Here is a 26,606-nt window from a genome sequence, read left to right as displayed (position 1 = left end):
CTCCAGTCTCTCGCCCGGCTGCACCGCTCCGGGCCCGGGGACGCGGACGTGATCAGGGGCGGCGGATCAGGAGGACCACGCCGCCGGCCACTACCGCGACCACGCCGGCGAGGCCCAGGGCGAGCAGCGTGCCCTGCCGGTTCGGGTTCGCACCGCCGCCGTCGACGTCAGTATCGGTATCCGTGCCGGCGTCGCCGTCGCCGGACCCGTCGGAACTCGCGCTCGGGCTGGCCGAGGCGTCCGGGGGCGCACTGGTCCCCTTCGGCACGTCCTCGCCCTTGCTCTTGGGAATGTCGACGACGTACATCTTCGACGGGTTGCCTTCGCTGCCGAGCATCAGCCGCTTGCCGTTCAGGCTCAGCGCGATCGTCTCGCCCTGCGGCTGCACCGGAGCGGCGGCGCTGCCGATGGTCTTGTACGTGATCGCGTCCAGCACGATCACCGAGACGTACGTCCGCAGCGCGATCCGCTTGTTGTCCGGCAGGAACACGCCGTCGGTGACGTACGCCGGTGCGCTGCCGACCTTCACCAGCCGGTTCAGCGCGCTCCGGGACGGCACCCCGGGCGCGGCGTAGATCGCCCCCTTCTTGCCCTTCGTCACGATGTAGAGCCGACCCGCGCCGTCGACCAGCAGGGTCTCGGCGTCGTGCGGGCCGTCGGGGTAGGCGAAGTCGTAGGACCGGTACTGCACCGTGCTGCCGTCGGTCGGCGGGTTGCTGAAGTAGTAGACCGTGACGAAATCGCGCTTCTCGGCGTTGTCGCCGATGTCGGCCACGTAGAGCCGGCGACCGTACCGGGCGAGCGACTCGACGTCGCTCGGGCTGGCCGCATAGCGGAAGCTGCCGGTGACCTCGCCGGAGTCGTTCAGCGCATACACCACGCCGCCGTCACCGGAGTCGTTCGCCGTCCACCAGCCGTCGTGAGAGTAGTTGCGGACCAGCCCCGAGGACTCCGTGATCCGGGAGTCCTTGATCGTGAAGGCCACCTCATCGGCGGCCCCCGCCAGAGCCGGCGCCCACAGCGTCGCGAGCAGGGCCAGCACGAGCGCCAAGCCCCCCCGTACGCTCCATCGCGCCCCAACCATCGTCCCTAGTGAACCTTTCCTTGTGCTGTCACGTGGGAGCGTACGCGACGACGGCCCGGACGACCGCAATTCAGCGATGCGGCGGCCGTGGTCACCACCCGATCACAGGGAAGGATGGTTGAGTTCAGGCCATGGAGATCCTCGGGTTACCGCTGCACCCGCTCATCGTCCATGCCACCGTCGTCATCGTTCCGCTGGCCGCGATCGGCGCGATCGCCATGTCCCTGATCAGGTGGGTCCGGGTCCGCTACGGCGAGCTCGTGCTGCTGGCCGCGATCGGCGCCCCGATCCTGACCTTCATCACCCAGCAGGCGGGCGAGGACCTGAGCAAGCGGTTCACCCAGCCGTCGCCCGCCCTGCAGGAGCACGAGGCTCTCGGCTCGACACTGATCTGGTGGACGATCGGGCTGCTGGTCGCGGTCGTGCTGGTCTATCTCGGCCAGCGGCTGATCGACAGGGAGAACGCGCGCGGACGGCTGGTGCTGACCATCGGCACCGTGCTGAGCCTCGTCTTCGGGATCGTCACGGTGGTCCAGTGCGTCCGGATCGGACACGCCGGCGCGACCGCGGTCTGGGCTGTCGGATGAGTTGAGCCCTCACCGGCTCCAGCGCACGACGGCGGTGACCAGCACGATCAGCAGCATCGCCGCGAGCACTCCGGACACGATCAGCCGTCGGGTCCGGGGATTCATGCGCTCAGAATAGGCGGAGGCTCGGCTACGGTTTGATTCATGGGCGAGCTCCGGCTGTACGCCATCGGCATCGACGAGGTGCGGGGCATGGTCGGCGCCGACGAGGGCTATGCGGCACAGCTGCGCGAGATCGCCCACCGCGCGCTCGCGCCGGAGCCGGTCGGGGCCCGCTCCGGCGGCCTGCTCTCCCGGCTGGGCCCGATTTTCCGCCGGGTACCGGCCAGCCCGGTCGTCTCGCCGACCGATCCCGAACCGCACGACGTCGAGGCCCTGCTCGCCGGGGCGTACGTCCCCCCGGACCGGGTCGGGGCGGCCTGGCGGGTGCTGGAGACGCTCGTCCAGGGCGTCGCCTGGGGCTCCACCAAGCTCGACCTGACCGGCGCAGAGATGGACGTCCTGGATTTCGCGCTCGCCCGCGGCGGGGTGTCCGCGGCGGTCGGCCTGCATCACCTGCTCAGCTCGACCACCAGCGTCGCGCTGCTTCCCGTCACCGGGCTCACCGTCGGCTGGCACCCGTTCGACAAGGCGCTGATGATGGCCAGCGCCTACCGCGGCGCGATGGCCGAGCTCGAGACCGCAGACCACCGGGAGCTGATCGCCGCCCTGGTGGTCTGGCTGGACGGCTTCGTACCGTGGGCCGAAGTAGCGCAGCAGCTGCGCCGCCCGGTCCCAGACCTGGTCGGCTTCTACGCCGGCTGAATTGCGCCGCGTCCCCTCGCCGCGTCCCCTCATCAGGCCACGCCCGCGCCTCGGGCGCCCGCCCCTACCCCTCCCCCGAAACTGTGCAGCTGTTGCACCGACACGCCGGCGACAACTGCAACAGCTGCACACTTTCCGGGCCCGGTGCCGGGTGCCGGGGTGCGGAGCCCGGGTGCGCTGAGGCATCGATCAGGTGCCCTGAGCTTGTCGAAGGGCGCGTGAGCGAGCCGAGTTGCCCTTCGACAGGCTCAGGGCACGTGATGAGCCGGCTCAGGGCACGTGATGAGCCGGCTCAGGGCACGTGACAAGCTGGACGCAGGCGGGTGACTAGCCGATGACCAGGACGAGGTCGCCGCCCTCGACCTGCTGGACGGAGCCGAGGGCGAGGCGCTGGACAGTGCCTGACTTCGTTGCGGTGATCGCGGCCTCCATCTTCATCGCCTCGATGGTCGCCACCGTTGCGCCCGCCTCCACGGTGTCTCCCTCGGCGACGCCGACCGACACGACACCGGCGAACGGCGCGGCGACGTGGCCCGGGTTGCCCGGATCGGCCTTCTCGGCGACCTTCACGTCGACCTTGATCGAGGTGTCGCGAACCCGAATCGGTCGGAGCTGACCGTTCAGGGTGCACATCACCGTGCGCATGCCACGCTCGTCCGGCGAGCCGATCGCCTCCAGCCCGAGGATCAGACTCACGCCGCGACCGAGCGGCACCATGTGCTCGTCGCCGGGTCGCAGGCCGTACAGGTAGTCCAGCGTGTCCAGCCGGCCGACCCGGCCGTAGGTCTCCCGGGCGGCGTTGAAGTCCTTCGTCGGCCCGGGGAACAGCAGCCGGTTGAGCGTCTCCTGCCGGTCCCGGCCCGGCTGGTCGAGCAGGTCGGAGTCCTCCCGCGACAACTCGGTCTCCCGCAGCCGGACGGTCCTCCCCTGCAGCGCCTTGCTCCGGAACGGCTCCGGCCAACCGCCGGGCGGGTCGCCCAGCTCGCCGCCCAGGAACCCGATCACCGAGTCCGGGATGTCGTAGTTCTGCGGGTTCTCGGCGAAGTCGTCCGGATCGGCCCCGACGGCGACCAGCTGCAGGGCCAGGTCGCCGACCACCTTCGACGACGGGGTGACCTTGGTCGGCCGGCCGAGGATCCGCGACGCCGCGGCGTACATCGCCTCGATCGCCTCGAACTTCTCCCCCAGCCCCAGGGCGATCGCCTGCTGGCGCAGGTTGGACAGCTGCCCGCCCGGGATCTCGTGGTCGTAGACCCGGCCGGTCGGCGAGGGCAGTCCCGACTCGAACGGCGCGTAGACCTTGCGGACCGCCTCCCAGTACGGCTCCAGGTCCATCACCGCGCGCAGGTCCAGGTTGGTCGAGCGCTCGGTGTTGGCCAGCGCCGCGACCAGCGCCGAGGCCGGCGGCTGCGAGGTGGTGGCCGCCATCGGCGCCGAGGCCACGTCGACCGCGTCCACGCCCGCGTCCACGGCGGCGAGCAGGGTGGCCAGCTGACCGCCGGCGGTGTCGTGGGTGTGCAGGTGCACCGGCAGGTCGAACCGCTCCCGCAGGGCGGACACCAGCTTGCGGGCCGCCGGCGGCCGGAGCAGGCCGGCCATGTCCTTGATCGCCAGGATGTGCGCCCCGGTCTCGACGATCTCCTCGGCCAGCCGCAGGTAGTAGTCCAGCGTGTAGAGCTTCTCGCCCGGGTCGTTCAGGTCGGCGGTGTAGCACAGCGCGACCTCGGCGATGGTGGTGCCGGTCTCCCGAACCGCCTCGATCGCCGGCCGCATCTGCTCGATGTCGTTCAGCGCGTCGAAGATCCGGAAGATGTCGATCCCGGTGTCCGCCGCCTCGGCGACGAACGACGTCGTCACCTTCGTCGGATAGGGCGTGTAACCGACCGTGTTCCGGCCGCGGAGCAGCATCTGCAGGCAGAGCCCCGGCATGTTGTAGCGCAGCGCCGCCAGCCGCTCCCACGGGTCCTCGTTGAGGAACCGCAGCGCGACGTCGTACGTCGCCCCGCCCCAGCACTCCACGCTGAACAGCTCCGGCAGCATCCGGCCGACGTACGGCGCGACCCGGAGCAGGTCCTTGGTCCGCACTCGGGTGGCGAGCAGCGACTGGTGCGCGTCGCGGAACGTGGTGTCGGTGACCTCGACATGGGTCCGCGCACGCAGGTCGGCGGCGAAGCCCTCCGGACCGAGCTCCAGCAGCCGCTGCCGGGAGCCGGACGGCGACGGCTGACCCAGGTCGACGCCGAGCGGTAGCTTGGCCTTCGGGTCGAGCAGGGTGGGCGCGGTGCCGTGCGGGTGGTTGACCGTGACCTCGGCCAGCCAGCGCAGCAGCCGGGTGCCGCGGTCGGCCGGCGCGTGCGTGGTCAGCAGCTCCGGGCGCTGCTCGATGAAGGCGGTGGACACGTCGCCCGCGATGAACTCCGGGTCTTCCAGCACCGCCTGCAGGAACGGGATGTTCGTACTCACGCCACGGATCCGGAACTCGGCGAGTGCCCGCCGGGCCCGGGCGACCGCCGCCGCGAACGTACGGCCGCGGCAGGTCAGCTTGACCAGCATCGAGTCGAAGTGGGCGCTGATCTCTACGCCGGTGTCGACCGTGCCGCCGTCCAACCGGACTCCCGCGCCGCCGGCCGAACGATAGGCGGTGATGGTGCCGGTGTCGGGCCGGAACCCGTTCGCCGGGTCCTCGGTGGTGATCCGGCACTGCAGCGCGGCGCCGTTGATCCGGACCCCCTCCTGCGACAGCCCGAGGTCGGCGAGGCTCTCGCCGCTGGCGATCCGCATCTGGGACTGCACCAGGTCGACATCGGTGATCTCTTCGGTGACCGTGTGCTCGACCTGGATCCGCGGGTTCATCTCGATGAACACGTGCTGGCCGGCCCGCTCGCCCTCGGTCTCGACCAGGAACTCCACGGTCCCAGCACACGAGTAGTCGATCGAGCGCGCGAAGGCCACCGCGTCGCGGCAGAGCGCCTCGCGCAGCTTGGGGTCGATGTTCGGCGCCGGGGCGATCTCGATCACCTTCTGGTGCCGGCGCTGCAGCGAGCAGTCCCGCTCGAACAGGTGCATCACGTTGCCTTGGGTGTCGGCCAGGATCTGCACCTCGATATGCCGCGGCCGGCCGACCGCCTGCTCGATGAAGACCGTCGGGTCGCCGAACGCGCCCTCGGCCTCTCGCATGGCCGCCTGCAGCGCCTCCGGCAGCGCGGCGGGCTCGTTCACCCGGCGCATGCCGCGGCCGCCGCCGCCGGCGACCGCCTTGACGAACACCGGGAAGCCGATCTCGGCGGCGCCGGCGACCAGCTCGTCGATGTTCGACGACGGCGGGGTGGACTTCAGCGTCGGGATGCCGGCCGCCTTGGCCGCCGCCAGCGCCCGGACCTTGTTGCCGGCCAGCTCCAGCACGTCCGGCGGCGGCCCGATAAACGTGATGCCGGCGTCGATGCAGGCCTGGGCCAGCTCCGGGTTCTCGCTCAGGAACCCGTAGCCGGGATAGATCGCGTCGGCACCGCAGCGCACCGCCGCGCGGACGATGCCCTGGACGTCCAGGTAGGCCCGGACCGGGTGCCCACGTTCACCGATCTCGTACGCCTCGTCGGCCTTGATCCGGTGCACGGCGTTGCGGTCCTCGTACGGATAGACCGCGACAGTCTGCGCACCCAGCTCGTAGGCAGCGCGAAACGCCCGGACCGCGATCTCTCCCCGGTTGGCGACCAAGACCTTGGCGAACATGCCCAGGAATCTAGCGGCTGATTGTTACCGCACCGAGACGACGGTCACTCGGCGAGAACCGGAGAGGTGATCGCGAACCGCAAGGTGACCTGACCGGAGACGCTCTGCGGCTGCGGCTCGAAGTCGAACGATGCCTCCGGGGGACCGCCCTTCGCGCTGGCGAACATCATCTCCCGGGCCATCGGGTGGCCCATCCCGGGCGCCTGGTCGGCGATCTCGAGCAGCTCGGTCACCCGCGCGCCGAACGCGGCGGCGTAGTCGTCGGCCCGGCGCCGCCCGTCGGCGATAGCTGCCAGCCGTACGTCCCGGTGGACGCCGCTGTCGGGTCGCAGCGACCACCAGGGTCCCCCGATCTCGGTGCCGGGAAGCGCCGACAGCGCCAGCACCAGGTCCGACAGCCGGGTGAAGTCGTGCACGACGACCTCCCGGCCGACCGAGCCGCGATATCCGGTGACCTTGGCGGCGTTGCGGTGGTCGGTGACCGGATGGATCCACAGCCCGGAGGTGCTCGATCGTTCGACCGCTGCGGCGAACCGGTCGACCACCTCGGCCAGCCGCTCGCTGCCGGACGCCAGCGCGCGGGCGACCTGGTCCGACGTCGGACCGGACGCGCTGACCGCTGCGGAGATCGTGGCCAGCTCGGGCGGCACCTGGCTCGTCGCCTCACCCCGCACGGTCACAACGGGTGAACTCATGGGTGACTCCTTCGGCTCGGGCACGAGGTAGGCGACAAGGTCGCCGTTGCGAGGCTAGCCTGCGCGTTGGGCTCGGACTCGCGGCGAACTCGGGCCGACCCGACCGGTGCAGACGACGGGCAGCCACCCGGTGGACGAAGGCGGACGAATGTGACCGAGCAGGCGGCGACGGCACCCGCGCCCATGCCCCTCAAACAACTGGCCATGCTGGCGATCCCGGCGCTGATCGTCGGGGTCGCGTCCGCGCTGATCCTCTGGCTGCTGAACACGGGCGCCGGCCTCCTGGAAGGCGTGCTCTGGACCTCCATCCCCTCCTCGCTGGGGCTGCCGGACGACTCGCGGCTGTGGACGTTCGTCGTGCTCACGGTGATCGGCGCGGCCGTCGGTCTGGTGGTCTGGCAGATCCCCGGCCACGCCGGTCACGACTCGGCGACCACCGAGCTGGTCGCGCCGCCGCTGCCGCTGAAGGTGATCCCCGGCCTGGCGCTCGCGGTGCTGCTCAGCCTCGCCGGCGGCGTCAGCCTCGGTCCGGAGAACCCGATCATCGCGATCAACGTCGCGATCAGTGTCGCGCTGCTCGGCAAGCTCTGGCCGAAGATCCCGCCGCGGCTGATCCTGATGCTCGCCGCAGCCGGGACGATCGGCGCACTGTTCGACACGCCGGTCGCCGCGGCCCTGATCTTCACCGGAATGGCCGCCAGCATCCCTGGTCCGGGCGCGCTCTTCGACAAGCTGTTCCTGCCGCTGGTGTCGGCCGGTGCCGGTGCGATCACGATGACCCTGCTCGGCCAGGAGTCCATGGCTTTCCCAGTGCCGCCGTACCCCCAGGCCCACGCGATCGACCTGCTGACCGGCACGATCATCGCCGCCGTCGCGGTGCTGCTCGGGCTCGCGGCCGCCGTCGCCCTGCCCAGGGTGCACACGCTGTTCCACCGGATGCGCAACCCCCTGATCTACACCACCATCGGTGGCCTGGTGCTCGGCCTGCTCGGCGCGATCGGCGGCCGGATCACCTTGTTCAAGGGGCTGAGCCAGACCGACCAGCTGCTGACGAATTACGCCCAGTACGGCTTCTGGACGCTGCTCTCGTTCGCCCTGATCAAGGTCGTCGCCCTGGTGATCAGCGCCAGCGCCGGCTTCCGCGGCGGCCGGATCTTCCCGGCCGTCTTCATCGGCGCGGCGCTCGGACTGGCCGCGCACGCCCTCGTACCGAGCATCCCGGTCGGCCTGGCGGTCGGCTGCGGCGCGTTCGGGGCCACCCTGGCGATCGCCCGCGACGGCTGGGTCGCGCTGTTCATCGGGGTCATCACGTCGGGCGGTATGACCATCCTGCCGATCCTGTGCATCGTCATCCTGCCGACCTGGCTGATGGTCTCCCGGGCGCCGCTGATGCTGGTCACCCACCCGGTCGACGGCCCGGCCGCCGAACCGGAACCGGCGGGCAAGGGCGCCTGAGTCGGCCCCGGGCCCAGTCAGCCCCCGGCCAAGTCACCTTCGGCCCAGTCATCCCCGGTTCGATCACCCCGGCCGGGTGAACCACCGGACGCCCTGGTGACGCCGCCGGTGCGCAGTGGCACGATCGGGCTGACACATCCGGTCCGAGAGGAGTTTGCTGGTGGCCACGTTGAGCGTCTGGAAGTTCACCAAGCCCGACGGCGCATCGCAGGCGTTGCGCACGATCAAGGATCTGAACAACGAGGGGCTGATCGTGCTCCAGGACGCGGCCTACGTCGAGTGGCCGGAGGGTGCGAAGAAGCCGAAGACCCATCAATTGACGGAGTTCGTCGGGCCGTACGCCCTGGGCGGCGCGTTCTGGGGATTCCTGTTCGGCCTGCTGTTCTTCATCCCGTTCCTCGGCCTGGCGATCGGCGCGGCGGCCGGCGCGGGTGCCGGTGCCCTGCGAGACGTGGGCATCGACGACGACTTCATCAAGAAGGTGAAGGCGTCGGTGACCCCGGGCACGTCGGCCCTGTTCCTGCTGACCTCCAGCGCGGTCCAGGACCGGGTCCGCGCCCGGTTCATCGGCGAGGAGCACCCCGAGCTGATCTACACCAACCTCTCGGAGGAGGAAGAGGGCAAGCTGCGGCACGCCTTCGGCGACGAGTAGATCTTCGGCAGCAGCCACGCGGCGGCGGCGAGCACACCGACCACGGTGAGCGCGCCGCCGCCGATCAGCGTCCAGCGCGGGCCGAGGGTCTGACCGATCCAGCCGATCACCGGCGCACCGATCGGCGTCCCGCCCATCATCACCATCATGTACAGCGCCATCACCCGGCCGCGGAGCAGCTGCGGCGCGCCCATCTGGACCGACGCATTGCAGGCGGTCATGGTGAGCAGAGCGGCCAGCCCGAGCGCCGGCAGCGACGCCGCATACCAGCCGTACGTCGGCATCAGCCCGGAGACGACCTCGAGCAGGCCGAACGTGGTGGCGGCGACCACGACGAACCGGGCCGACGGCCGCGACGTCCGGCGAGCGGCGAGCAGGGCACCGGTCAGCGAGCCGACGGCCATGAACGTGCCGAGGATGCCGTACTGCTCGGCGCCGCGGTGGAACTCCTGCTGGGCCATCAGGGCCGAGGTCAGCTGGAAGTTCATCCCGAATGTGCCGACCGAGAACGCGATCAGCAAGACGAGGAGTATCTCCGGCTGCCGACGGACGTAGGACAGCGCTTCGCGGATCTGACGCTTGGCCCGGGATGCCCGCGGTGGCGGTTGCAGCAGCCGACCGTCCATCATCACCAACGCGAGGATGAACGCCGCGTACGTCACCGAGTTCGACAGGATCGACCAGCCGGAGCCGAAGGCCGCGATCACCAGGCCGGCCAGCGCAGGGCCGATGATCCGGCCGGCGTTGAAGGTCGCCGAGTTGAGGGCGATCGCGTTCGGCAGCAGCGGGCCGCCGACCACCTCGGAGACGAAGCTCTGCCGCGCCGGGTTGTCGAACGCAGTGCCGACGCCGAACAGGAACGCGACGACGTACACCTGCCAGATCTGGGCCACACCGGTGACCGCCAGCACGCCGAGCAGGGCCGACATCAGCGCCAGCCAGAGCTGGGTGAGCTTCAGCACGGAGCGCTTCGGGAAGCGGTCGGCGACCAGTCCCCCGATCGGCGACAACAACAGCATCGGGAGGAACTGGAGGGCGGTCGTGATGCCGACGGCGACGCCGGAGCCGTGGGACAGCTCCAGCACGAACCAGTCCTGCGCGACTCGCTGCATCCAGGTGCCGATGTTGGAGACGAACGCGCCGGCCATCCAGATCCGGTAGTTGCGCACCGCCAGCGCGGCGAACATCCGAGATCGTGGCCGCTGCGGAGGAGGCGCGGCGGCCTCACCCCGAGGGCGTACGTCTTCTGCCGTCAGCCGGTCGTGGGAATCGAGACTCACGCGTTCCGCACGCGTTCCAGGATCAGGACGGCCCGGCGCAGGACGTCCAGGTCGCTCTCGTCCAGGCCCTCCATCTGTCGCGCAAGCCACTCGTCGCGGCGCCGCCGGTTCGCCAGCAGGATCTCGCGACCGGCGTCGGTGAGCGCGACGACGCACTGCCGGCGGTCACGCTCGGACGGCTTGCGAACCGCCATCCCGCGCTCCTCCAGCGCGTTCACGATCCGGGTCATCGACGGCGGCTGGATCCGCTCCAGCGCCGCGAGCTCCCCCATCAGCTGGTCACCGTGGTTGAGCAGGCTGGACATCGCGGACAGCTGGCTGCCGGTGAGATCGAGGTCGTCCGCCCGCATCTGACGCAACCGTCGAGCCAACCGCAGCGTCGTCGTCCGCAGGGCACTCGCCAGCCCCGGCGTGCTCGTCAGATCGTGCGTCTCCACGTGATCCAGGGTATTACTTCGCAATGCTAAATACAACTGCTAAGCAGTTCGGCTGGTGACCGCCGGCGCCCGACAAGCACTCAGACGGTCTGCCCGCCGTCGACGATCAGAGCGTGCCCGACGGCGAACGACGCTTCGGCGGAGCAGAGCCAGAGCACGGCGTCGGCGATCTCTTCGACCCGACCGAGCCGGCCGATGGGCTCCTGGTCGAGGATGGCCCGGTGTCCTTCCGGCGTGCCGCCGAAGACGCGCTCGATCATCCGGGTGTCGATGATGCCCGGGCAGATGGCGTTGATCCGGATGCCCGAGCTTGCGTAGTCGAGGGCGGCGCACTTGGTCGCGCCGATGATGCCGAACTTGGCCGCACCGTACGCGGCCCCGCCGCGGAAGCCCTTCACGCCGGCGCCGGAGGAGGTGTTGACGATCGCGCCGCCGCCGCGTTGCAGCAGCAGCGGGATCTCGTGCCGCATGGACAGATAGACGCCGCGCAGGTTCACGGCGATGACATCGTCCCAGTGGTCTTCCGCGATGTCGGCCAGCGGGCCGGTGCGCTGCTCGATGCCCGCGTTGTTGAAGGCGATGTCCAGGCCGCCGAACACCTCCACGGCGACCGCGAGGGCCGCCACCAGGTCTTCTGCCCGGGTGACGTCACAGCGCACACCGACGACCTGGGCGCCGGTGCTCTCGACCAGGCGAACCGTCTCGGCGTTGGCGGCATCGTCGAGGTCGGCGACGACCAGGCATGCGCCCTCGCGCGCGAAGGCGATGGCGGTGGCTCGGCCGATCCCGCCGCCGGCGCCGGTGACGAAGGCGATCTTGTCGGTGAAGCGGTGGCGTTCGTCGGTCATCTGGTCTCCTGGGGTTGTGGGCTGTGATCGGTCGAGGTTCACCATGCCGTGCTGCTCCGAGTATCGAGCGACCCGGGACGGTCATCGCGGCACCGCCCGGTCAGCTGCCGGCGTGGTCGCCTGGGTAGATGCGGAGTCGGATCCGCTGACCCGCGGCCGCCACAGCGCCGAGGTCGCTGTTGATCGTGCCGAGCGGGACGAGGCCGTCAGGCACCGACTGGCCGAGGTCGCAGTAGAAGACCGCGAACGTCTGCGACCTCGGTCCGTAGTAAACCCCGGCCACGGCAGGACGGGTCACCAGCGATCCGTCGGTCGACCCGAGCGGAACCGGCAGCCGGCCGGACTTCGCCTGACCCATCGGATCCCTCAGGTCCAGCGTCAGCGGCAGCAGCGCGGCGAACGCCCTGGCGGTCGGGTTGTCGGCGAGCGTGGCCGGCACCACCTGGTCGTCGAAGCGCAGCACGATCTGACGCGACGACGAGCCGGCCACGCCGGAATCAGAACTCGCCGCGTCCTGTGCCACTCCCGGCACCCCGACCGCGCATCCCGACCCCGCGGCCACGGTGACCAGGCCGACGACGGCCGCCGCGCCTCTCGCCCGCCAGCCGGCTGCGACCCTTCGATCGATCACTGTCATGAGCCCAGACAACCGGCTGGAGCCGAGGCAGAGAAGTCACCGACCATGGGTGTGCTGTCAGTACATCGCTGACCGCGGACCCGCCGTCGTAGTGTCACGGCCATGGACAACCGCGCGGCCGTTCGCGAGTTCCTCACCTCACGCCGCGCCAAGATCAGTCCCGAACAGGCCGGCCTGCCGAGCACCGGTCGGCGTCGTGTGCCGGGTCTGCGACGCAGCGAGGTCGCCCAGTTGGCCGGGATGAGTGTGGAGTACTACGCCCAGCTCGAGCGCGGAGCCCTGGCCGGTGTCTCGGCGGGTGTCCTGGACTCGGTGGCCCGCGCCCTGCAGCTCGACGACGCCGAGCGGGCCCACCTCCTCCGCCTCGCCCACGAGGCCGACGGCTCCAGCCGGATCGTCCGCCGGCCCTCCGCACCACAGTGGAGCGTGCGGCCGGCGTTGCAATGGGTGCTGGACTCGATCACCTCCCCCGCCGCCGTCGGGAACGACCGTCTCGATCTGCTGGCCACCAACCACCTCGGCCGCGCCATGTACGCCGACATGCTGCTGGACCCGGCCTCGCCGCCGAACTTCGCCCGCTACACCTTCCTCGACCACTCCGCGCGCCGGTTCTATCCGAACTGGGACGTCGCAGCCGACATGACCGTCGCCAACCTCCGCACCGCCGCCGGCAAGGACCCCCACGACAAGCGACTCCACGAGCTCGTCGGTGAGCTCTCCACCCGGAGCGAGGAATTCCGGCGGCGCTGGAACGCCCACGATGTCCGCACCCACGGCGCCGGCATCAAGTACTTCCGCCACCACATCGCCGGCGACCTGGAACTCAGCTACGAAACCATGGATCTCCGCGCCGAGCCCGGTCTCGCCCTGACGGTCTATTCCGCCGCGCCCGGCTCACCGACCGCGCAGGCCCTGGCCCTCCTCGCCTCCTGGGCAGCCACCGAACAGCAGGCCGACCGGCAGCCGCACGGCCGCTGATCCTCGGCTGGACGACTTCACGTCGAGCGAGGTCGACAGCCCGCGTTGGTCTCGGCTCGTCGCTGAGCGGCGCACGACCGACAGTGCCGGCATTACCACCAGACCCACATGGTCCAGGGTTCTTTGGCGAGTGCCGCGGCCCGGCTCTCGAACACCATGATGTTGACCGGGCGACCACGGTCCAGGAACCGGGACAGGCGCGGGCCGAGGTCGGGAATGCCCAGGGTCGTGGCCTGATCGGGGCTGAGGGCGAACCGGGTGTGGCCGTCGCGCACGGGTATGCCCGCCGCGCGCGCCTTCCCGGCCAGAGTCGGGCTGATCACGGCAAGGTCGATATCGCTCAAGCGACCGTCGTCGAAGGGCTTCCCCGACGAGGCACCGCGGACCGTGACAGCACTGCCCTGGATACCCAGTTCGGCGTCTCGGACGGCTCGCACCTCCAGATATGCCTTGCCGCTCCAGCCGAAGTAGACGAATTGTTGCCGTCGAGGGAATCCGAGCGGATATCCGCGCGCAGCGACGTCGGCCGGCGTGAGCGGCGAGCCCGCAGGGGCCCCGGTCGCCGAGACCTTCCCGCGAGGTGCTCCCTTCGCCGCCGCGGCGGCTCGCGTCGTCGGCGCGCCCTTGGCCGGCGACGTGGCCACACCCGCGTCGATGATCGCCTCCTCGGCGAGTCGGGCGGCGCCGGCGGCATCGCCTGCCTTGGCAGCACTCTTCGCGTCCGCGATCTCCTTCGCGACCGTCGGGTCGGTCGAGCCCGAGCCGACCACCTCGTCGAGGTCAGGGCACCGCTGCACCGGGCAGATCTCGATCCGGTTCTCGGTGACGTGGATCTCCTTCTCGCCACCGGCGACCGACTTTTTGGCCTTGCTGGCGATCGGCGGGCTGACGCTGCCGCGGTCTCCGCCGGAGGCGGCCTTTTCCTCGGCATACTGGAGCTCGGCCAGCAGCGTGTCGGCCTCGTCCTCCACCGCCCGCGCCAGCTTGGCCTGGTCGCCGCCCAGTTTCGCCGTCGCTCGTGCCGATCGCCAGCCGTCGGCCGCCGGTCCGAGCTTCGCCCGGACGAGCCGCAGGCCGTCGACACCCAGCCGCGCCCAGCCGTAGTAGCCGGCGAGCCGATTTGCGGTGTCCATCGCATCCAGCAGGTGCGGCCCGGCGTCGGGAAAGGTGTCGACGATCCAGTCCCGATGGTCGTTGACGACCATGGCGCCGGCCTGGATGCCGAACTGGACCCGGTCGGCCCAGACCAGGGCCCGCGCGCCCCAGAGGTACGCCTTCGAGACCTCGCCGGCCAGGACTCGCTCCTGCAGGCCCTCCAACGAACCGCCGCCCAGGCCGCCCAGCCCCACCGTCAGGCCGAGCATGAAGGCCGACTTGGCAGTGCCCAGCGTCCGCTCCTTGATCTGATTCGAGTAGTCGATCAACGCCAACGCCGGCACGTCGTAGATCGGATGGTCCTCGACGTCGAACAGGTGCACGGCGACCATCAGATTGGGATCCAGCTCGATTCCGTTGCTGAGCTGGGACCAGGAGGGCAGGGTCGCCAAGTCCGCCTTGAACATGTCGTACTGCGTCACCACCACCGAGTTGTAGTGCAGACCGATCTTGCCGTTCGTCTGGAGCTCGGCGGTGAACGTCGCCGACGCCAGTCGGGTGACGCCGATGTTCCGGATGGGAAAGATCATGCGGCGGTCCATGCCCGCGACGAACTCGGCCTGGGAGACTCGTCCCATCCGGTAGGAGATGATCTTGTTCGCCTGCTCGCGTTCGAACTTCGACACGTCACCGGTGATCATCGCGTCGTAGAAGACATCGAGCATCGCTCGACCCTCACTCGACAAGCCGATCACGCTGACGGGAACCGGGAGCCTGTTCACCACGTCTGCGGTGACGTTGTCCTCGATCGCCGACGGCAGCGCGGCAATCACAGCGCGGACGAACGCGTACTCCTTGACCGGTGCGGCCAGACGAGCCACCAGCGCGTCGGCGATGCCGTCGACATCCCACACGATCCCCGCGCGGTACGGAGCGAGGAAAGCCCGGGCCTGTGCGCGAAGGGGATCGATGGGGACCGGGGTGGGCTCGGGCGACAGCCGCTGCAGCTGCCTGTCCTCATCGAGGTCCACCTCTCCGTCGCGTGCGCCACAACGCTGCGCGACCAGCCGACAGACGGCGGCGTTGCCCGCCGATCGCTGCAACACCAGCACGCTCGCCCATCGATCGGGCTGAGGGCTGCGGTCACGAATGTGACCCGTGCCGCCAGGAACGGTACGAACAGGACTCGGGACCTTCGGGACGAGACCGCCCACGACTCGAGGATAGATCCGCTATGTGTCCGATCCTGAGGGACGAAAGTGCAGACATCGCTGCCCGAACGCACCCCGCGACCTCGATCGCGCGGGCCGCAGTCGTCCCCACCGCCCGGGTCGTGCGCGGTCCGGGGCGTCATCGGCTCGAGGACCGCGAGGTCCGGGAGACCAGTCGCGAGGCGATGGTGGAGGCCGGCCAGATCAGCAGCCAGCAGAGCTTGCCGCCGTCGGCGCTGACCAAAGCGATCGGGATCGACGCCGCGAAGACCACGGGCGTCACGAGTCCGACGAGCGTGTGCCGGCGCAGTGCGGCCGCGCTGTCGGCCTCGAACAGCTCCGGGTTGCGTCCCAGGTAGGTCCACATCAGCGCGAAGGCGGTGCCGGTGAACGCGACCGAGGCGGCGTAGAACACGGTGCCGGCGGTGCCGCTGTGCGTGCCGAGCACTGATGTCGGGAACGGCAGGAACGCGACGCAGGCGAGCACCACGAGATTGATCTTGAGCAGCCGGTCGTCGACCGTTCGGACTCGGCTGAACCAGGCGTGGTGGGACAGCCAATAGAGCCCGATCACGGTGAAGCCGACGGCAAAGACGACGATCTGAGGGGTCGCGGAGCGGAGCTGCTCAGCCAGGCGCTCGGGATCGAGGTCGAGATCGGTCAGTGGCAGCACCAGCAGCGTGATCGCGATGGCGAACACGGCGTCGCTGAACGACATCACCCGGCCTGGTGTGTAGCGGCGTGCGCCGGACCGGGCAGGGGTCCGCGCGGCGACCTCGCTCACCGCCGTGGCTCCGGCGGTCGGACCGCCTCGGGCGAGGACCCGCGCCGCTGCTCGGCGTCGTGATCATCGCCGGCCAATCGCTGGGTGTATCGCAGCCCGGCGACGACGAGGACGCAGGGCACGGCCCAGCTCAGGCCGAGGCGCAGCAGGGTGCCGACCTGGTCACCGCTCGCCGCGACGAGCAGCCCGTAGGCCAGCCGGCTCAGTCCGATCCCGGTCACCACGCCGGCCCAGGCGAGGCTGATCTTGGTGTTGATCGCCTTGAACTCCGGGCTGCCCCAGTGCTCCCGGGGCACGACCGCACGCGCGTACTGCTCGGTGAAGGGCACCGTGCCGACCGAGACGAGCATCATCAGTCCGATCAGCAGTGCGGCGACCGCGCTGCCGAAGACGTCGACGAACCAGCGTCCGGTCGGACCACCGAGGAGGGCCACGGCCGCGAGGCCGCCGAAGGTGACCACACTCGCGGCGGTGATCAGCTTGACGCCGTTCCGCAGCCCGGCGATCAAGATCAGCAGCGCGAGCACGGCGGAGGCCAGCGCGGCCCAGCCCACCAGCGGCGGTCCGAGGAGGTAGCCGCCGGCGGTGAACAGCACCAGCGGGGAGAAAGCCAGGACGAGGTTCTTCGGATTCATCGGGAATGCCTTGTCGGTCGAAGGTGAGGAGAGGTGTCAGGCTCGCGACTCGGCGAGCTGGCCGGCGAAGAAGTCGCCCATCCGGAGATCCACGAGGTGGCGCGCCATCGGCTCGCAGTGGGCGTTCGCGCCCTCGGCCGCGGTGAACCGGAGCAGCACCTTCGAGCAGGTCAAGGCGTCGTACAGCTCCTGCGGCTGGCCCGGGAAGAACTGCTCGTCGTCCGGATCGGTGATCAACATCGGGGTGCTGATCTTGTCGACCACACCGTCGAGGGTGTAGCGGTTCACCTCGGTGAACAGGTCGAACGGGTCGGTCAGGCCGTACGGCTTCGCGCGGAACGCGATGGTGCGCTCCATCTCCGGCGTCGCCGGGGCTGACATCGCCCGGTTGAACGTCGCCCGGTCACCGGCCCGGAGCGCGGCCAGCAGCTGCGGCGGCAGGTTGCGGTTCCAGGCCCGGGCCACGTCGGTCACCCCGCCGTCGACCACCGCGGCCACGAACCGGTGCTCGAAGGCGAGCGCCCGGGGCAGCCAGTAGCCGCCCTGGCTGATCGCGTACGCCAGCAGCGCGTCGGCGTCCACGTCGGCACGCGCCACCAGCAGGTCGACGACCGGGGTGAGGACGGCCTCCCAGTCGTGCCGGAATGGGACGTCACGCTCGAACAGCATGCTCTGCTGGCCCGGGCCGTCGAAGACGAACACGTTCCAGCCGCGCTCCAGCGCGCCCTTGATCACGTACGCCCACAGTCCGGCCAGCGATCCGTCGCTGCCGTTGGTCACGACGACGGTCGGCCGGGCTGCGCCGGTGGCGTCCGGACGGAACAGGTAGCCGGGCATCGAGTCGCCCTCGTACGGAACGGCGATCGGCAGGTGCCGCCCCTCGGAGCTGGCCACGAACCGGTCCCAGCACTCCCGGTGCAGCCGGAAGGTCGGCAGCAGGACGGAGTCGTCCGGCATCCCGTCAACGAACGCGAGCGCCTGGTCGTACGCCTCCGAGGCGGCGAGGAAGAACGCGGCCGCGCTGAACTCCGAGCCCGCCCGGCTGCTGGCCAGTCCCTGCTCGCGCAGCGTGTCGGCGGTGTCGGACCAGGCCCGGTACCAGCCCACGGCGTCGCCGTCGGGGATCCGGTCCAGGGTGGCCAGCGCGAGCCCGATGTCGATCACGCCCTGGGCGGCGTGGCCGAGCATGGTCTTCGCGTTGTAGTCGAAGTCGTCGGCGGTGAAGAACCGGCGCGAGACCGGCTGAGCGATCGTCGTACCGGCTGTACGGGGAACGGTGGTTGTCGTCATGTCACCAGCGTGGCGGTGGGACGCGCGAGCCCACCTGCGCAAAATGCCCAGTCTTCACCACGCGACCGCCTCGGCGGCTCCCGATCCGGGCTCTGCGAGAATCGATCACCGTCGAACCTGTCGAGCTTGCGAAGGGCGCCGGCTGTGTGGTGGAGACCGGATCAACTGGATCTCGTCGAGACGGCACTGGCCACGTCCGCGGCCGGCGTGCCGACCCTGCTGTCGATCGAGGGCGATCCCGGCCAGGGCAAGACGTCCCTGGTGCGGGAGGTCCGAGAGCGCGCGGCCGGTCGTCAGCTGCTGACGGCTGACGGCGTGGAGAGCCTGGTCGGCGTCCCCTACGCGACCATCGCGCACTGGCCGCTCCCTGCGCCGATCGAGCCCGATACGGCGCCGTTCCAGGCAGCACAGCAGGTTCGCCGTCTGGTGGACCGGCTCGCCCTGGTCGGTCCGGTCGTGATCTGCCTCGACGATCTGCAGTGGTGCGACGCCGAGACGGTGGAGACCCTCGGCTGGGTCATCGGCCGGGCCGCGGGTGACCGGCTGCTGGTCGCCGCCGCGTCGCGGCCGCTGCACGCACCCGCGCACCCGACCTGGCGGCGGCTGCTGCTCGACGAACGCACGGTCCGGATCCGGTTGACCGGTCTGCAGCCGACCGAAGGCCGCCGGCTGGTCGAGCAGGCATCACCGGGACTGGAACCCGGCCTGGCGGCACGGCTGCTCGAGCACACCGGGGGCAATCCGCTGTATCTGAAGGCGCTGCTCGCCGAGCACGATCCGGGCGAGCTCCGCGTCATGGACGATCTGCCGGCTCCGGACGACGTCGCGCTCGGCGTGGCAGGACGGCTCGACGAGCTGCCGGCCGATACCGCCGATCTGGTGACCGCGGTATCGGTGCTCGGCGACGGCTGGGTGCCGGTCCGGTTGGCGGCCGGGCTCGGCGGGGTCGAGAGTCCGCTGTCGGCGGCCGAGCCGGGCATCGAGGCCGGTCTGCTGGAGCTGCGACGCTCCGAGCTCGGACCGCAGCTGCGCACGGTTCACGCCGTGATCGCCGCCGCGGTGCGGGCGGTGCTGCCGCCGGATCGGCGCCGGCAGCTCCACCTGCGCGCGGCAGAACTGGTCGAGGACCGGAGCGCAGCCCTGCAGCAGCGGATTGCCGCCGCGGATCAGTACGACGACGTCCTGGCCACCGACCTGGCCGCGTACGCCGCCGAGCTGCATGGGCGCGGCACCTACCGGGAGGCCGGCCGCTTCCTGCGCTGGTCGAGTGCGTCGACGAGCGACGCTGCGCGCCGCCAGGCCCGTTGGCTGGACAGCGTGTTCGAGTACGTCCTGGCCCGGGACGACGAGACCGTCAGCGCGATCCTGGCCGAGGTCGAGCAGGCCTCCGATCCGGTCCGCAGGGCCCTGGTGACGGCCGGCCTGGCCATCGTCGTCCGGCGCTGGCTCGATGCCCGCCGCATCCTCGAGGCCGTCGAACCGGCCGATCTGGATCGCACCGACGGGCTCTCGCGCTACCGCCTCGTCGTCCTTCGGGGCTGGTCCCGGATCACCACCGGGGCTCCGATCGGCGAGGCACTGCCGGACCTGACCTGGGCCCGCGACGCCTCGCCGGCCGACCCGGCCATGTACAGCTATCTGATCTTCGGTCTGGGCATGGCCCGCGCGGCCTCCGAAGCCAGATCGGGCTGGCGGCCCGCGGACACCTCCGAGCCGAGGTCGGCCACACCAGCCGCCGACAGCGCCCGGCTGGCGTGGCGGGGACTCGTCTACACCGTCGGCGGGCGGTTCGACGAGGGCGCCGACATCCTGGCCGAGATCGCCCGCCGGATCCGGGACGGCCGGGCCGGCCTCAGTGACGGCATCGTCCACGCCTGTCTCGGCTACGCCTCCTGGATGCGCGGGGACTGGGCCGCGGCCCGGCGCAACCTCGCCCTGGCCGTGGAGTCGCGGTTCGGGCTGCACCCGATGGCGGCCGCGTACGCGCCGCTGCTGGACGTCGCTCGAAACGATCTCGACGCGACGGCGGCGACCTTGCGCGCGGCGCGCGGGGCGGTCCGGGACGCACCGTGGTCCCAGGCCGTCGGTGCCGTCGGGACCGCAGAGGTGATCGTCGGCCGGCTCACCGGCGGACCGGCCGGCGCCGCGTCCGCGGTGGCGGAACTCCGTGCCGTCGTCGGCGACGCCGTCGACGACCCGGGCATCTCGCCGGTCTGGGCCGTCCATCTCTGCCTGAGCAAGATCTGGTCCGGCCAGCCCGACTACGTCGAGACGATCCGGTCCCGGTGGGACTTCGACGCCAGCGGCCTGGTCTGGGCCCGGCCCGTGATCGACTGGCTCACCGGTCTCGCGGCCGAGCAGCGGCACGACCTCGAGCAAGCTCGGCGCTCGTTGAGCAGCGCCGCCGCAGCCGGCGGGATGGACTCGATGCCGTTCCACCGCGCCCTGGTCAGCGACGACCTGGCCCGGGTGAACGGCGCCCTGGGCTACGGCGCCGCCGCGAAGGAGGCCCGACAGGATGCCGCCGATCGTTTCGGCCGGCTGGGCCTGATCCGGGACGACCAGTCCGCCGCCGGTCCCGAGGCGGACGTCTTGGCCCCGTTGTCGGACCGGGAGCGCGATGTCGTCGGGCTCCTCGTCGAGGGGCTCAGCTACGCCCAGATCGCGCGGGAACTGTTCATCACCCGGCACACGGTGGGCTATCACCTGTCCAACGCGTACGCCAAGACCAACACCACCAGCCGTCACCAGCTGGTCGAGCTGATCCGCAGCGCCGGCTGACCACCGGCCGTACCGCACTAGTCATTTTGCGCAGGCCCAGGCCGGACGACCGACGTCACGCTGTTGGGCATGACGTCGACAGCCCCCATCGGTCGCACCCGCACGCAACACCTCGCCGCACGGGGCGCCGGGATCGCCTTCGTCCTCGGCCTGACCCTGGTCCTGGGAACGGTCAGCCCGGCGTCCAGCCAGCCCCCGGCCGGTCCGCCCGCGAACCTGAAGGCGATCACCGCGATGGACTCGCGTCGCTCGGAGATCCGGCACGAGGCGGACCCCGGATCCACGTCAGGCAAGGCGAAGGTGTGGACCAACGTCAAGGCGCTGGCCGCCGCGGCGAGCGTGGGTACGCCGACCCAGAACATGGGCAACCCGGCCGACAAGACCGTGCTGCAGTCGGACAAGGTCTCGATCGCGGCGACCACCGACACCGCCGACGGCACGAGCAGCACGAATGTCACCACCCAGCAGGCAACGGCGCTGAACGAGGCGATGTCGGCCGTCGACACCACCAAGACCACCGCTGCAGAGCCGGAGGGCGGCCGGGCGCTGATCGACCACCAGTACCCGAGCCACGGCGGACGGTTCGTCAACGGCAAGGCCGACAGCACGCTCGCGTTCCGGGAGTCGCTGGCGGGCAGCGACGGACTGTGGCAGCTGGGCACGACGAACCAGACCGCCGAGCAGTACGGCATGGGCAGCCCGGCCGGCGCTCCGGCCGTCGGCACCACGTACGTGATCACCCAGGGCCAGACGGCGATCACCAACACCTCGACCGCCGGCAACGCCGCGCTGGGCGCCTCGCCGGCTTCGACCGCCGTCGGCTCGGCGCCGAACGACAGCCAGCAGTGGGCCGTCGTCGACGCCGGGAACGGCCTGGTCCAGCTGGTCAGCCGGGCCGACGGGCTCTGCCTGACCCACCAGGGGCCGGACTCCCAGTACACGGCGACGATCGACGCCTGCAGCAGCGACGCCAGCCGGCAGTGGCTGGTCCTGGACGACGGCGGCCTGCTCATCCTGCCGCCCACCGGGCGCGTCCAGGTCGCCTCCGCGCTGGGCAGCGCCAGCGGCTCGGGGAACCCGGGCAAGCTCGTGCCCACGTCGCAGGCCGGGTTTCCGCAGACCTGGCAGTTCCGCCCGATCGACGAGCCGGGCGGCTCGGTGCCCACCTGGTCGGTGCCCCGGACCGGCGGCGACACGGCCGGCAACATCAGCGCCCCGTACGACATGAGCGTCGGCGACCTGGACGGCGTGGTCAGCACCGACGGGCTGTACCACGACGAGGCGGTCGTCGCCTACACCGACTCCGACGACCGGTGGGCGCTGCGCGTCGTCGACTACAACGCGAACACGTCCCACCTGCTGGTGACCGCTCCCGATCCGTCGATCGACTTCAGCAAGAACGGCTGGATGGAAGGAAGCACCTGGTATCCCGGATCGGTCTTCGCCCAGATCGGCGACTTCGACGGTGACGGTCGCAACGAGATCCTGGCCGGCTATCAGGATTCCGGGGGACAGTACCGGCTGAGCTTCTGGCGCTACACCGCCGGCGACGACGGCAGCCGGAGCCTCACCCTGGCGGTGAACAAGGACGACTGCGCCCAGTGCGACGGCATCCCGTTCGACGGGATCGGCGACGCCCCGACCCTGGTCGCCGGCTACAACACGGTCGCGGTCGGCGACTTCGACGGCGACGGTGCCACCGACCTGGCCGTCGCGTACGCCACCAGCGCGAAGGGCAACCTGGACAGCACCGAGCAGGTCCCCAACCTGGGCATCGTCACGTTCACGGGCGCGCTCACCATCCGCAGCGTCGAGGTGACCCCGACCGGGATCGCGAAGAACACCTACCTGCCGCAGGCGGTCCAGGGTGACCTGACCAGGACCGGCAGCGGGCTGCGGCTGCAGGCGGGCGTGTTCAGCATGGACGCCAGCCAGGGGTACGGCTACCAGCGTCGCGAGCTCGCGATGGGATGGGTCGCCGGCTACTTCAAGGGCGAGAACAACTGGGACGACGGTCAAGGCAACTGGGACGTGTACGGCCGCCAGCCCCAGTTCCAGCTGTACGCGGTGAACGACGCCGACTGTCCCAGCGACAGCACACACCAGGTCTGCACCGACACCACGCCGCTCTCCACCGAGCAGCCGGACCTGGCAAGCCCGTTCCCGACGTCGGAGTGGACCTACGACCTGGTCCGGCACGGCCAGCCGCAGCCGGACGTCTCCCCGATGGCGATGGAGGCCGGCGCGTACGGCGGCTCCGGTGACGCCGACCCGCCGGTGTGGGGACTCTGGTTCGCGCGCTGGTCGCCGAACAAGAACCTCGGCGACTCCACCTCCCGGATGGCCTATCAGGTCGCCACCAGCTGGGTGGTGCCGTGGCAGTCCGCCACCGCGCCCGACACGGTGGTCACCACCGACAGCCACGCCACCGCGACCAGCACCCCGGTGTCCTACGGGGTCACGGCGTACGACCGGTTCGGCGACTCGGTCTACCTCGGTTCGCCGGTGCTGTTCGACGTCGACAACTCCCGGAGCCTGGACATGCTGGCGGCGGAGCCGCCCAAGCACGCCGACTACCTGAACGGCGCGATGTCCAAGGCGGCGCTGTCCAGCGGCTACTACCTGACCACGACCTCGAAGTCCGGCACCGAGTGGACGAACTCGGTCAGCAACCAGAACACCTACAGCAACGGCGGCTCCACCGAGGATTCGGTGAAGGGCACCCTGGCCGCCGGGCTCGGGCCGTTCGACGAGAAGAGCTCGCTGGAATTGAAGCAGTCGTTCAAGAAGGCCTGGACCGGCTCGCACACGACGTCGACCGACATCAGCGGCAGCAAGTCCATGGCGATCACCTCCAACGCCGTCGACGACGACGTCATCTGGTCCTCCCTGCACGACTACCAGGTGTACCGCTATCCGGTGCTCGGCAACCTGGCCGGCGGTACCAGCTGCAACGGCAGCCCCTGCAACCCGTACTACGAGGTCACCATCCCGGGCTCGACGACGTACATGTCGCAGACCGGACTCAGTGATGCCGACTACAGCCCGTCCTGGCAGAACAACAACGCGCTGAGCTATCCCGTGGTCGACGCCAACGGCGTGCTGCCGCTGCCCGACGCGGGCGCGTACAGCTATGTCGACGGCTCCGGCAACACCCAGACCACGGACACACCGCTCTACGACGAGGCGAACCAGCTCGGCGGGGCCACCACCAGCGTCACGCTGAGTCTCGGCTCGAGCACGGGTGGGTCGACCACGACCACCAGTGGCCGCAACTGGGACACCGACACCCAGATCGGCGCCTCTGCGTCGCTGACCTTCGGGATCCCGAAGGTCGACGGCGGCACCCTCGACTTCTCCACCACCAACGGCTTCGAGGCGAGCCGGACGTTCCTGAACACCACGGTTGCCACGAACAAGACGACCAGTGGCACCGAGTTCGTGCTGAACACGGCCGAAATCCCTGCGTCCCAAGGGTTCGAGGTCGGGTCGGCGGTGTACTACTCCGCCGCCGGCACGCCGAAGGTGGTGCACGGGGTGAACCTGACCAACACCGCGTACGGCACCTACTTCACCTCCGCCAACACCTACGGCACCGACTCCGATGTCGCGTTGAACCTGCCGGGCCGGATCTCGATCGAGGCCGACAGCGACGACAACGTGCAGGTGCCGTACCTGTCGACGAGCGACGAGCGGCAGCTGATCCGCGGCTTCCAGACCCTGCAGGTCGACGACTCCAACGACCTGCTGCCCACGGCCGGCTCGCCGTTCGGCGTCAACCCGACCTCCGGTACCCGGGTGCAGTTCCGGCTGCCGGTGTCCAACCTCAGCCTGGTGGCCATGCCGTCGGCCACCACCGCACTCTTCTTCGCCGTCCCGGTCAACGGGCTGAACAACGCCGTCACCGGCACCCCGCTGACCATCGGCACGGTCGCCGTCCCGGCGCTCGGCGCCCAGGCCTCGACGACGATCACGTCGCCGATCTGGACCGCCCCGAAGGTCACGGATGCCCAGCAGTACCGGATCTTCGTCATCCTGGACGGGAAGGGAACCATGCCCGAGATCCACCCGTTCGCCGGAACAGTCTGCGCGGGCGACGTCCTCGACCCGGACGATCCGGCCGACGCGCTCTACGACCTCACCTCGACCGACCCGACGGCCCCCGACCCGACCGGTTGCGGGCAGAACAACCAGGGCTACGGCCTGCTGACGGTCAACCCGGTCGCGCTCTCCGGCGAGGTCGGCAGCCCGGACAAGCCGGCCGACGTCACCCTCGACGGCGCCGGCCTGCTGGACGGGAACAAGGCGCACGTGAAGCTCGGGACGAGCTCCCCGGTCCCGGTGGTGCCGCTGAACGCCAATCTGCGCGGACTCGTCTACACCAAGGCCGATCGTCACTCCGCCGACAACCAGCCGGTGATCGTCTACGACGGCAAGCCCGCCGACGGCAAGATCATCTACACCGGCCGGATGCACGGGGTCTCAGCCGACTCCGGTGGGGTGATGCCCTTCACCTGGAAGCCGACCGAACCCGGCCTGCACGAACTGCACACGGTGATCCTCGGCAGCCAGACCGCCGGGCAGGACGACGAGCAGATCTTCCGGGTCTGGGTCGACAGCAAGCCGCTGGTCAAGCCGTTCGCCGTCACCGCCTCGGTGGACCAGCCGGCGATCGAGGCGGGTGGGTCGGCGACCATCTCCGGGAAGGTCGGCCCGGCCCTCGACAAGGCCGAGGACCGCGACGTCGAGCTCCAGGTCCGACGTGGCGACGGCTGGGCGCCGGTGCTGGAGAAGAACACCGCGGCCGACGGCAGCTACAGCTTCACCGTGCCCGAACCCACAGCTGGGACGTACGTCTACCGGGTCAAGAAGAACGCGGCCGGCCGGCGCTCGGCCGCCTACTCACCGGAGCTCACCGTGACGGTGCTGAAGGGCTTCGTGGTCACCGCCAAGGTCGGTCCTCCCGCGATCGACCTGGGACAGGCGACCAGGATCAGCGGGACCGTCGTGCCGGTACAGGCCTCGGCCGCCGATCGGACGGTGCAGCTGCAGGTCAGGTCCGGCTCGACCTGGAGCAGGGTGGCGGACGGAAGCACCACGGCCACCGGGACGTACGCCTTCAGCGTCAGGCCCAGGGCCCAGGGCAGCTACGCCTACCGGGTGCTGAAGCTCGGCACCGGCCAGCTGAAAGCCGCGTCTTCCCCGACGGTGACGGTCGAGGTCACCCAGCAGTTCACCGTGACGGCGAAGGCCGCGCCGACCAAGATCACGATCGGCAGGAAGGCCACGATCAGCGGGACGGTGACACCCAGGCTCGCCTCAGCGGTGGACCGGGGCGTGCAGCTCGAGCTGAAGACGGGCTCGTCCTGGAAGAAGTTGTCGACCGAGCACACCTCGGCCGGTGGCACGTACAGCTTCACCGTCAAGCCGACCAGGAAGGGCAACTACAGCTATCGCGTCGTCAAGACCGCCGCCGCGGGCAAGCGGGCCGCCGCCTCCCCCATCGTCAAGATCACCGTTCGCCCGCGGTAGCACGGTCGGGCGCGCCACCCTGGCCGGCTCGGCAGATTGCGCTGCCATTCGCACGAAGAGTTCGGGTAGGTGACATCCTGTCCGGACCACCG

General features: G+C 70.4%; 18 protein-coding genes. 7 read left to right on the top strand and 11 right to left on the bottom strand.

What is annotated here, in order from left to right; genetic code table 11:
• Window positions 1-52 precede the first annotated feature (52 nt).
• Window positions 53-1,051, bottom strand: a complete 999-nt coding sequence (locus tag ABD747_RS04975; RefSeq protein WP_344801987.1) for a hypothetical protein — start codon at window positions 1,049-1,051, stop codon at window positions 53-55.
• 164 nt (window positions 1,052-1,215) lie between these two features.
• On the opposite strand from ABD747_RS04975, the gene ABD747_RS04970 reads away from it, so the two are divergent.
• Both ABD747_RS04970 and ABD747_RS04965 read left to right on the top strand, forming a co-directional pair.
• Window positions 1,216-1,671 carry a DUF2231 domain-containing protein gene (locus ABD747_RS04970; protein ID WP_344801986.1) on the top strand — a complete coding sequence of 152 codons (456 nt, stop codon included), beginning with the start codon at window positions 1,216-1,218 and terminating at the stop codon, window positions 1,669-1,671.
• Window positions 1,672-1,815: 144 nt separating this feature from the next.
• On the top strand, window positions 1,816-2,475 hold the full coding sequence (locus tag ABD747_RS04965; RefSeq protein WP_344801985.1) for a DUF7691 family protein: 660 nt from the start codon (window positions 1,816-1,818) through the stop codon (window positions 2,473-2,475).
• A 327-nt stretch (window positions 2,476-2,802) separates the two neighbouring features.
• Here the strand turns inward: ABD747_RS04965 and ABD747_RS04960 are convergent, their stop codons facing one another.
• Together ABD747_RS04960 and ABD747_RS04955 are read right to left on the bottom strand one after the other, a co-directional pair.
• A complete protein-coding gene (locus ABD747_RS04960; RefSeq protein ID WP_344801984.1) occupies window positions 2,803-6,204 on the bottom strand; it encodes a pyruvate carboxylase in 3,402 nt (1,133 codons plus the stop codon).
• 44 nt (window positions 6,205-6,248) lie between these two features.
• Window positions 6,249-6,899 (bottom strand): SIMPL domain-containing protein, encoded by a 651-nt coding sequence (locus ABD747_RS04955; protein WP_344801983.1) that lies wholly within the window; start codon window positions 6,897-6,899, stop codon window positions 6,249-6,251.
• Between the two features lie 150 nt (window positions 6,900-7,049).
• Between ABD747_RS04955 and ABD747_RS04950 the strand changes: the two genes are divergently transcribed.
• Both ABD747_RS04950 and ABD747_RS04945 read left to right on the top strand, forming a co-directional pair.
• Complete coding sequence (locus ABD747_RS04950) at window positions 7,050-8,354, top strand: ion channel protein (protein WP_344801982.1); 1,305 nt, start codon at window positions 7,050-7,052, stop codon at window positions 8,352-8,354.
• A gap of 160 nt (window positions 8,355-8,514) precedes the next feature.
• Entirely contained in the window at window positions 8,515-9,006 is a 492-nt protein-coding gene (locus ABD747_RS04945) for a DUF1269 domain-containing protein (RefSeq protein ID WP_344801981.1), read from the top strand.
• Here the strand turns inward: ABD747_RS04945 and ABD747_RS04940 are convergent.
• The 4 genes from ABD747_RS04940 to ABD747_RS04925 all read right to left on the bottom strand — a co-directional run bounded on the left by ABD747_RS04940 (window position 8,946) and on the right by ABD747_RS04925 (window position 12,208).
• Window positions 8,946-10,193, bottom strand: coding sequence for an MFS transporter (locus tag ABD747_RS04940; protein WP_344801980.1), 1,248 nt, complete (start codon window positions 10,191-10,193; stop codon window positions 8,946-8,948). The genes ABD747_RS04945 and ABD747_RS04940 overlap by 61 nt on opposite strands.
• 89 nt (window positions 10,194-10,282) lie before the next feature.
• Entirely contained in the window at window positions 10,283-10,723 is a 441-nt protein-coding gene (locus tag ABD747_RS04935) for a MarR family winged helix-turn-helix transcriptional regulator (protein ID WP_344801979.1), read from the bottom strand.
• Between the two features lie 80 nt (window positions 10,724-10,803).
• Window positions 10,804-11,571 carry a glucose 1-dehydrogenase gene (locus ABD747_RS04930; RefSeq protein ID WP_344801978.1) on the bottom strand — a complete coding sequence of 256 codons (768 nt, stop codon included), beginning with the start codon at window positions 11,569-11,571 and terminating at the stop codon, window positions 10,804-10,806.
• 100 nt (window positions 11,572-11,671) lie between these two features.
• Window positions 11,672-12,208, bottom strand: coding sequence for a cyclophilin-like fold protein (locus tag ABD747_RS04925; RefSeq protein ID WP_344801977.1), 537 nt, complete (start codon window positions 12,206-12,208; stop codon window positions 11,672-11,674).
• A gap of 102 nt (window positions 12,209-12,310) precedes the next feature.
• Between ABD747_RS04925 and ABD747_RS04920 the strand changes: the two genes are divergently transcribed.
• Window positions 12,311-13,186 carry a helix-turn-helix transcriptional regulator gene (locus ABD747_RS04920; protein WP_344801976.1) on the top strand — a complete coding sequence of 292 codons (876 nt, stop codon included), beginning with the start codon at window positions 12,311-12,313 and terminating at the stop codon, window positions 13,184-13,186.
• Window positions 13,187-13,278: 92 nt separating this feature from the next.
• Here ABD747_RS04920 and ABD747_RS04915 read toward each other — a convergent pair whose 3' ends face one another.
• The 4 genes from ABD747_RS04915 to ABD747_RS04900 form a co-directional block, all read right to left on the bottom strand.
• Window positions 13,279-15,393, bottom strand: a complete 2,115-nt coding sequence (locus ABD747_RS04915; protein WP_344801975.1) for a hypothetical protein — start codon at window positions 15,391-15,393, stop codon at window positions 13,279-13,281.
• 238 nt (window positions 15,394-15,631) lie between these two features.
• Complete coding sequence (locus ABD747_RS04910) at window positions 15,632-16,276, bottom strand: TMEM175 family protein (protein WP_344801974.1); 645 nt, start codon at window positions 16,274-16,276, stop codon at window positions 15,632-15,634.
• Window positions 16,273-16,911, bottom strand: a complete 639-nt coding sequence (locus ABD747_RS04905; RefSeq protein ID WP_344801973.1) for a hypothetical protein — start codon at window positions 16,909-16,911, stop codon at window positions 16,273-16,275. The genes ABD747_RS04910 and ABD747_RS04905 overlap by 4 nt, the downstream gene beginning before the upstream one ends.
• A gap of 36 nt (window positions 16,912-16,947) precedes the next feature.
• Window positions 16,948-18,201 carry an alpha/beta hydrolase family protein gene (locus ABD747_RS04900; RefSeq protein ID WP_344801972.1) on the bottom strand — a complete coding sequence of 418 codons (1,254 nt, stop codon included), beginning with the start codon at window positions 18,199-18,201 and terminating at the stop codon, window positions 16,948-16,950.
• Between the two features lie 144 nt (window positions 18,202-18,345).
• On the opposite strand from ABD747_RS04900, the gene ABD747_RS04895 reads away from it, so the two are divergent.
• Both ABD747_RS04895 and ABD747_RS04890 read left to right on the top strand, forming a co-directional pair.
• Window positions 18,346-20,982 (top strand): helix-turn-helix transcriptional regulator, encoded by a 2,637-nt coding sequence (locus ABD747_RS04895; protein WP_344801971.1) that lies wholly within the window; start codon window positions 18,346-18,348, stop codon window positions 20,980-20,982.
• A gap of 69 nt (window positions 20,983-21,051) precedes the next feature.
• Window positions 21,052-26,514, top strand: coding sequence for a hypothetical protein (locus ABD747_RS04890; protein WP_344801970.1), 5,463 nt, complete (start codon window positions 21,052-21,054; stop codon window positions 26,512-26,514).
• Window positions 26,515-26,606 lie beyond the last annotated feature (92 nt).

Source organism: Microlunatus ginsengisoli (assembly GCF_039537205.1).
Classification (GTDB): domain Bacteria; phylum Actinomycetota; class Actinomycetes; order Propionibacteriales; family Propionibacteriaceae; genus Microlunatus; species Microlunatus ginsengisoli.
This window is presented reverse-complemented; position numbering and strand designations above follow the sequence as displayed.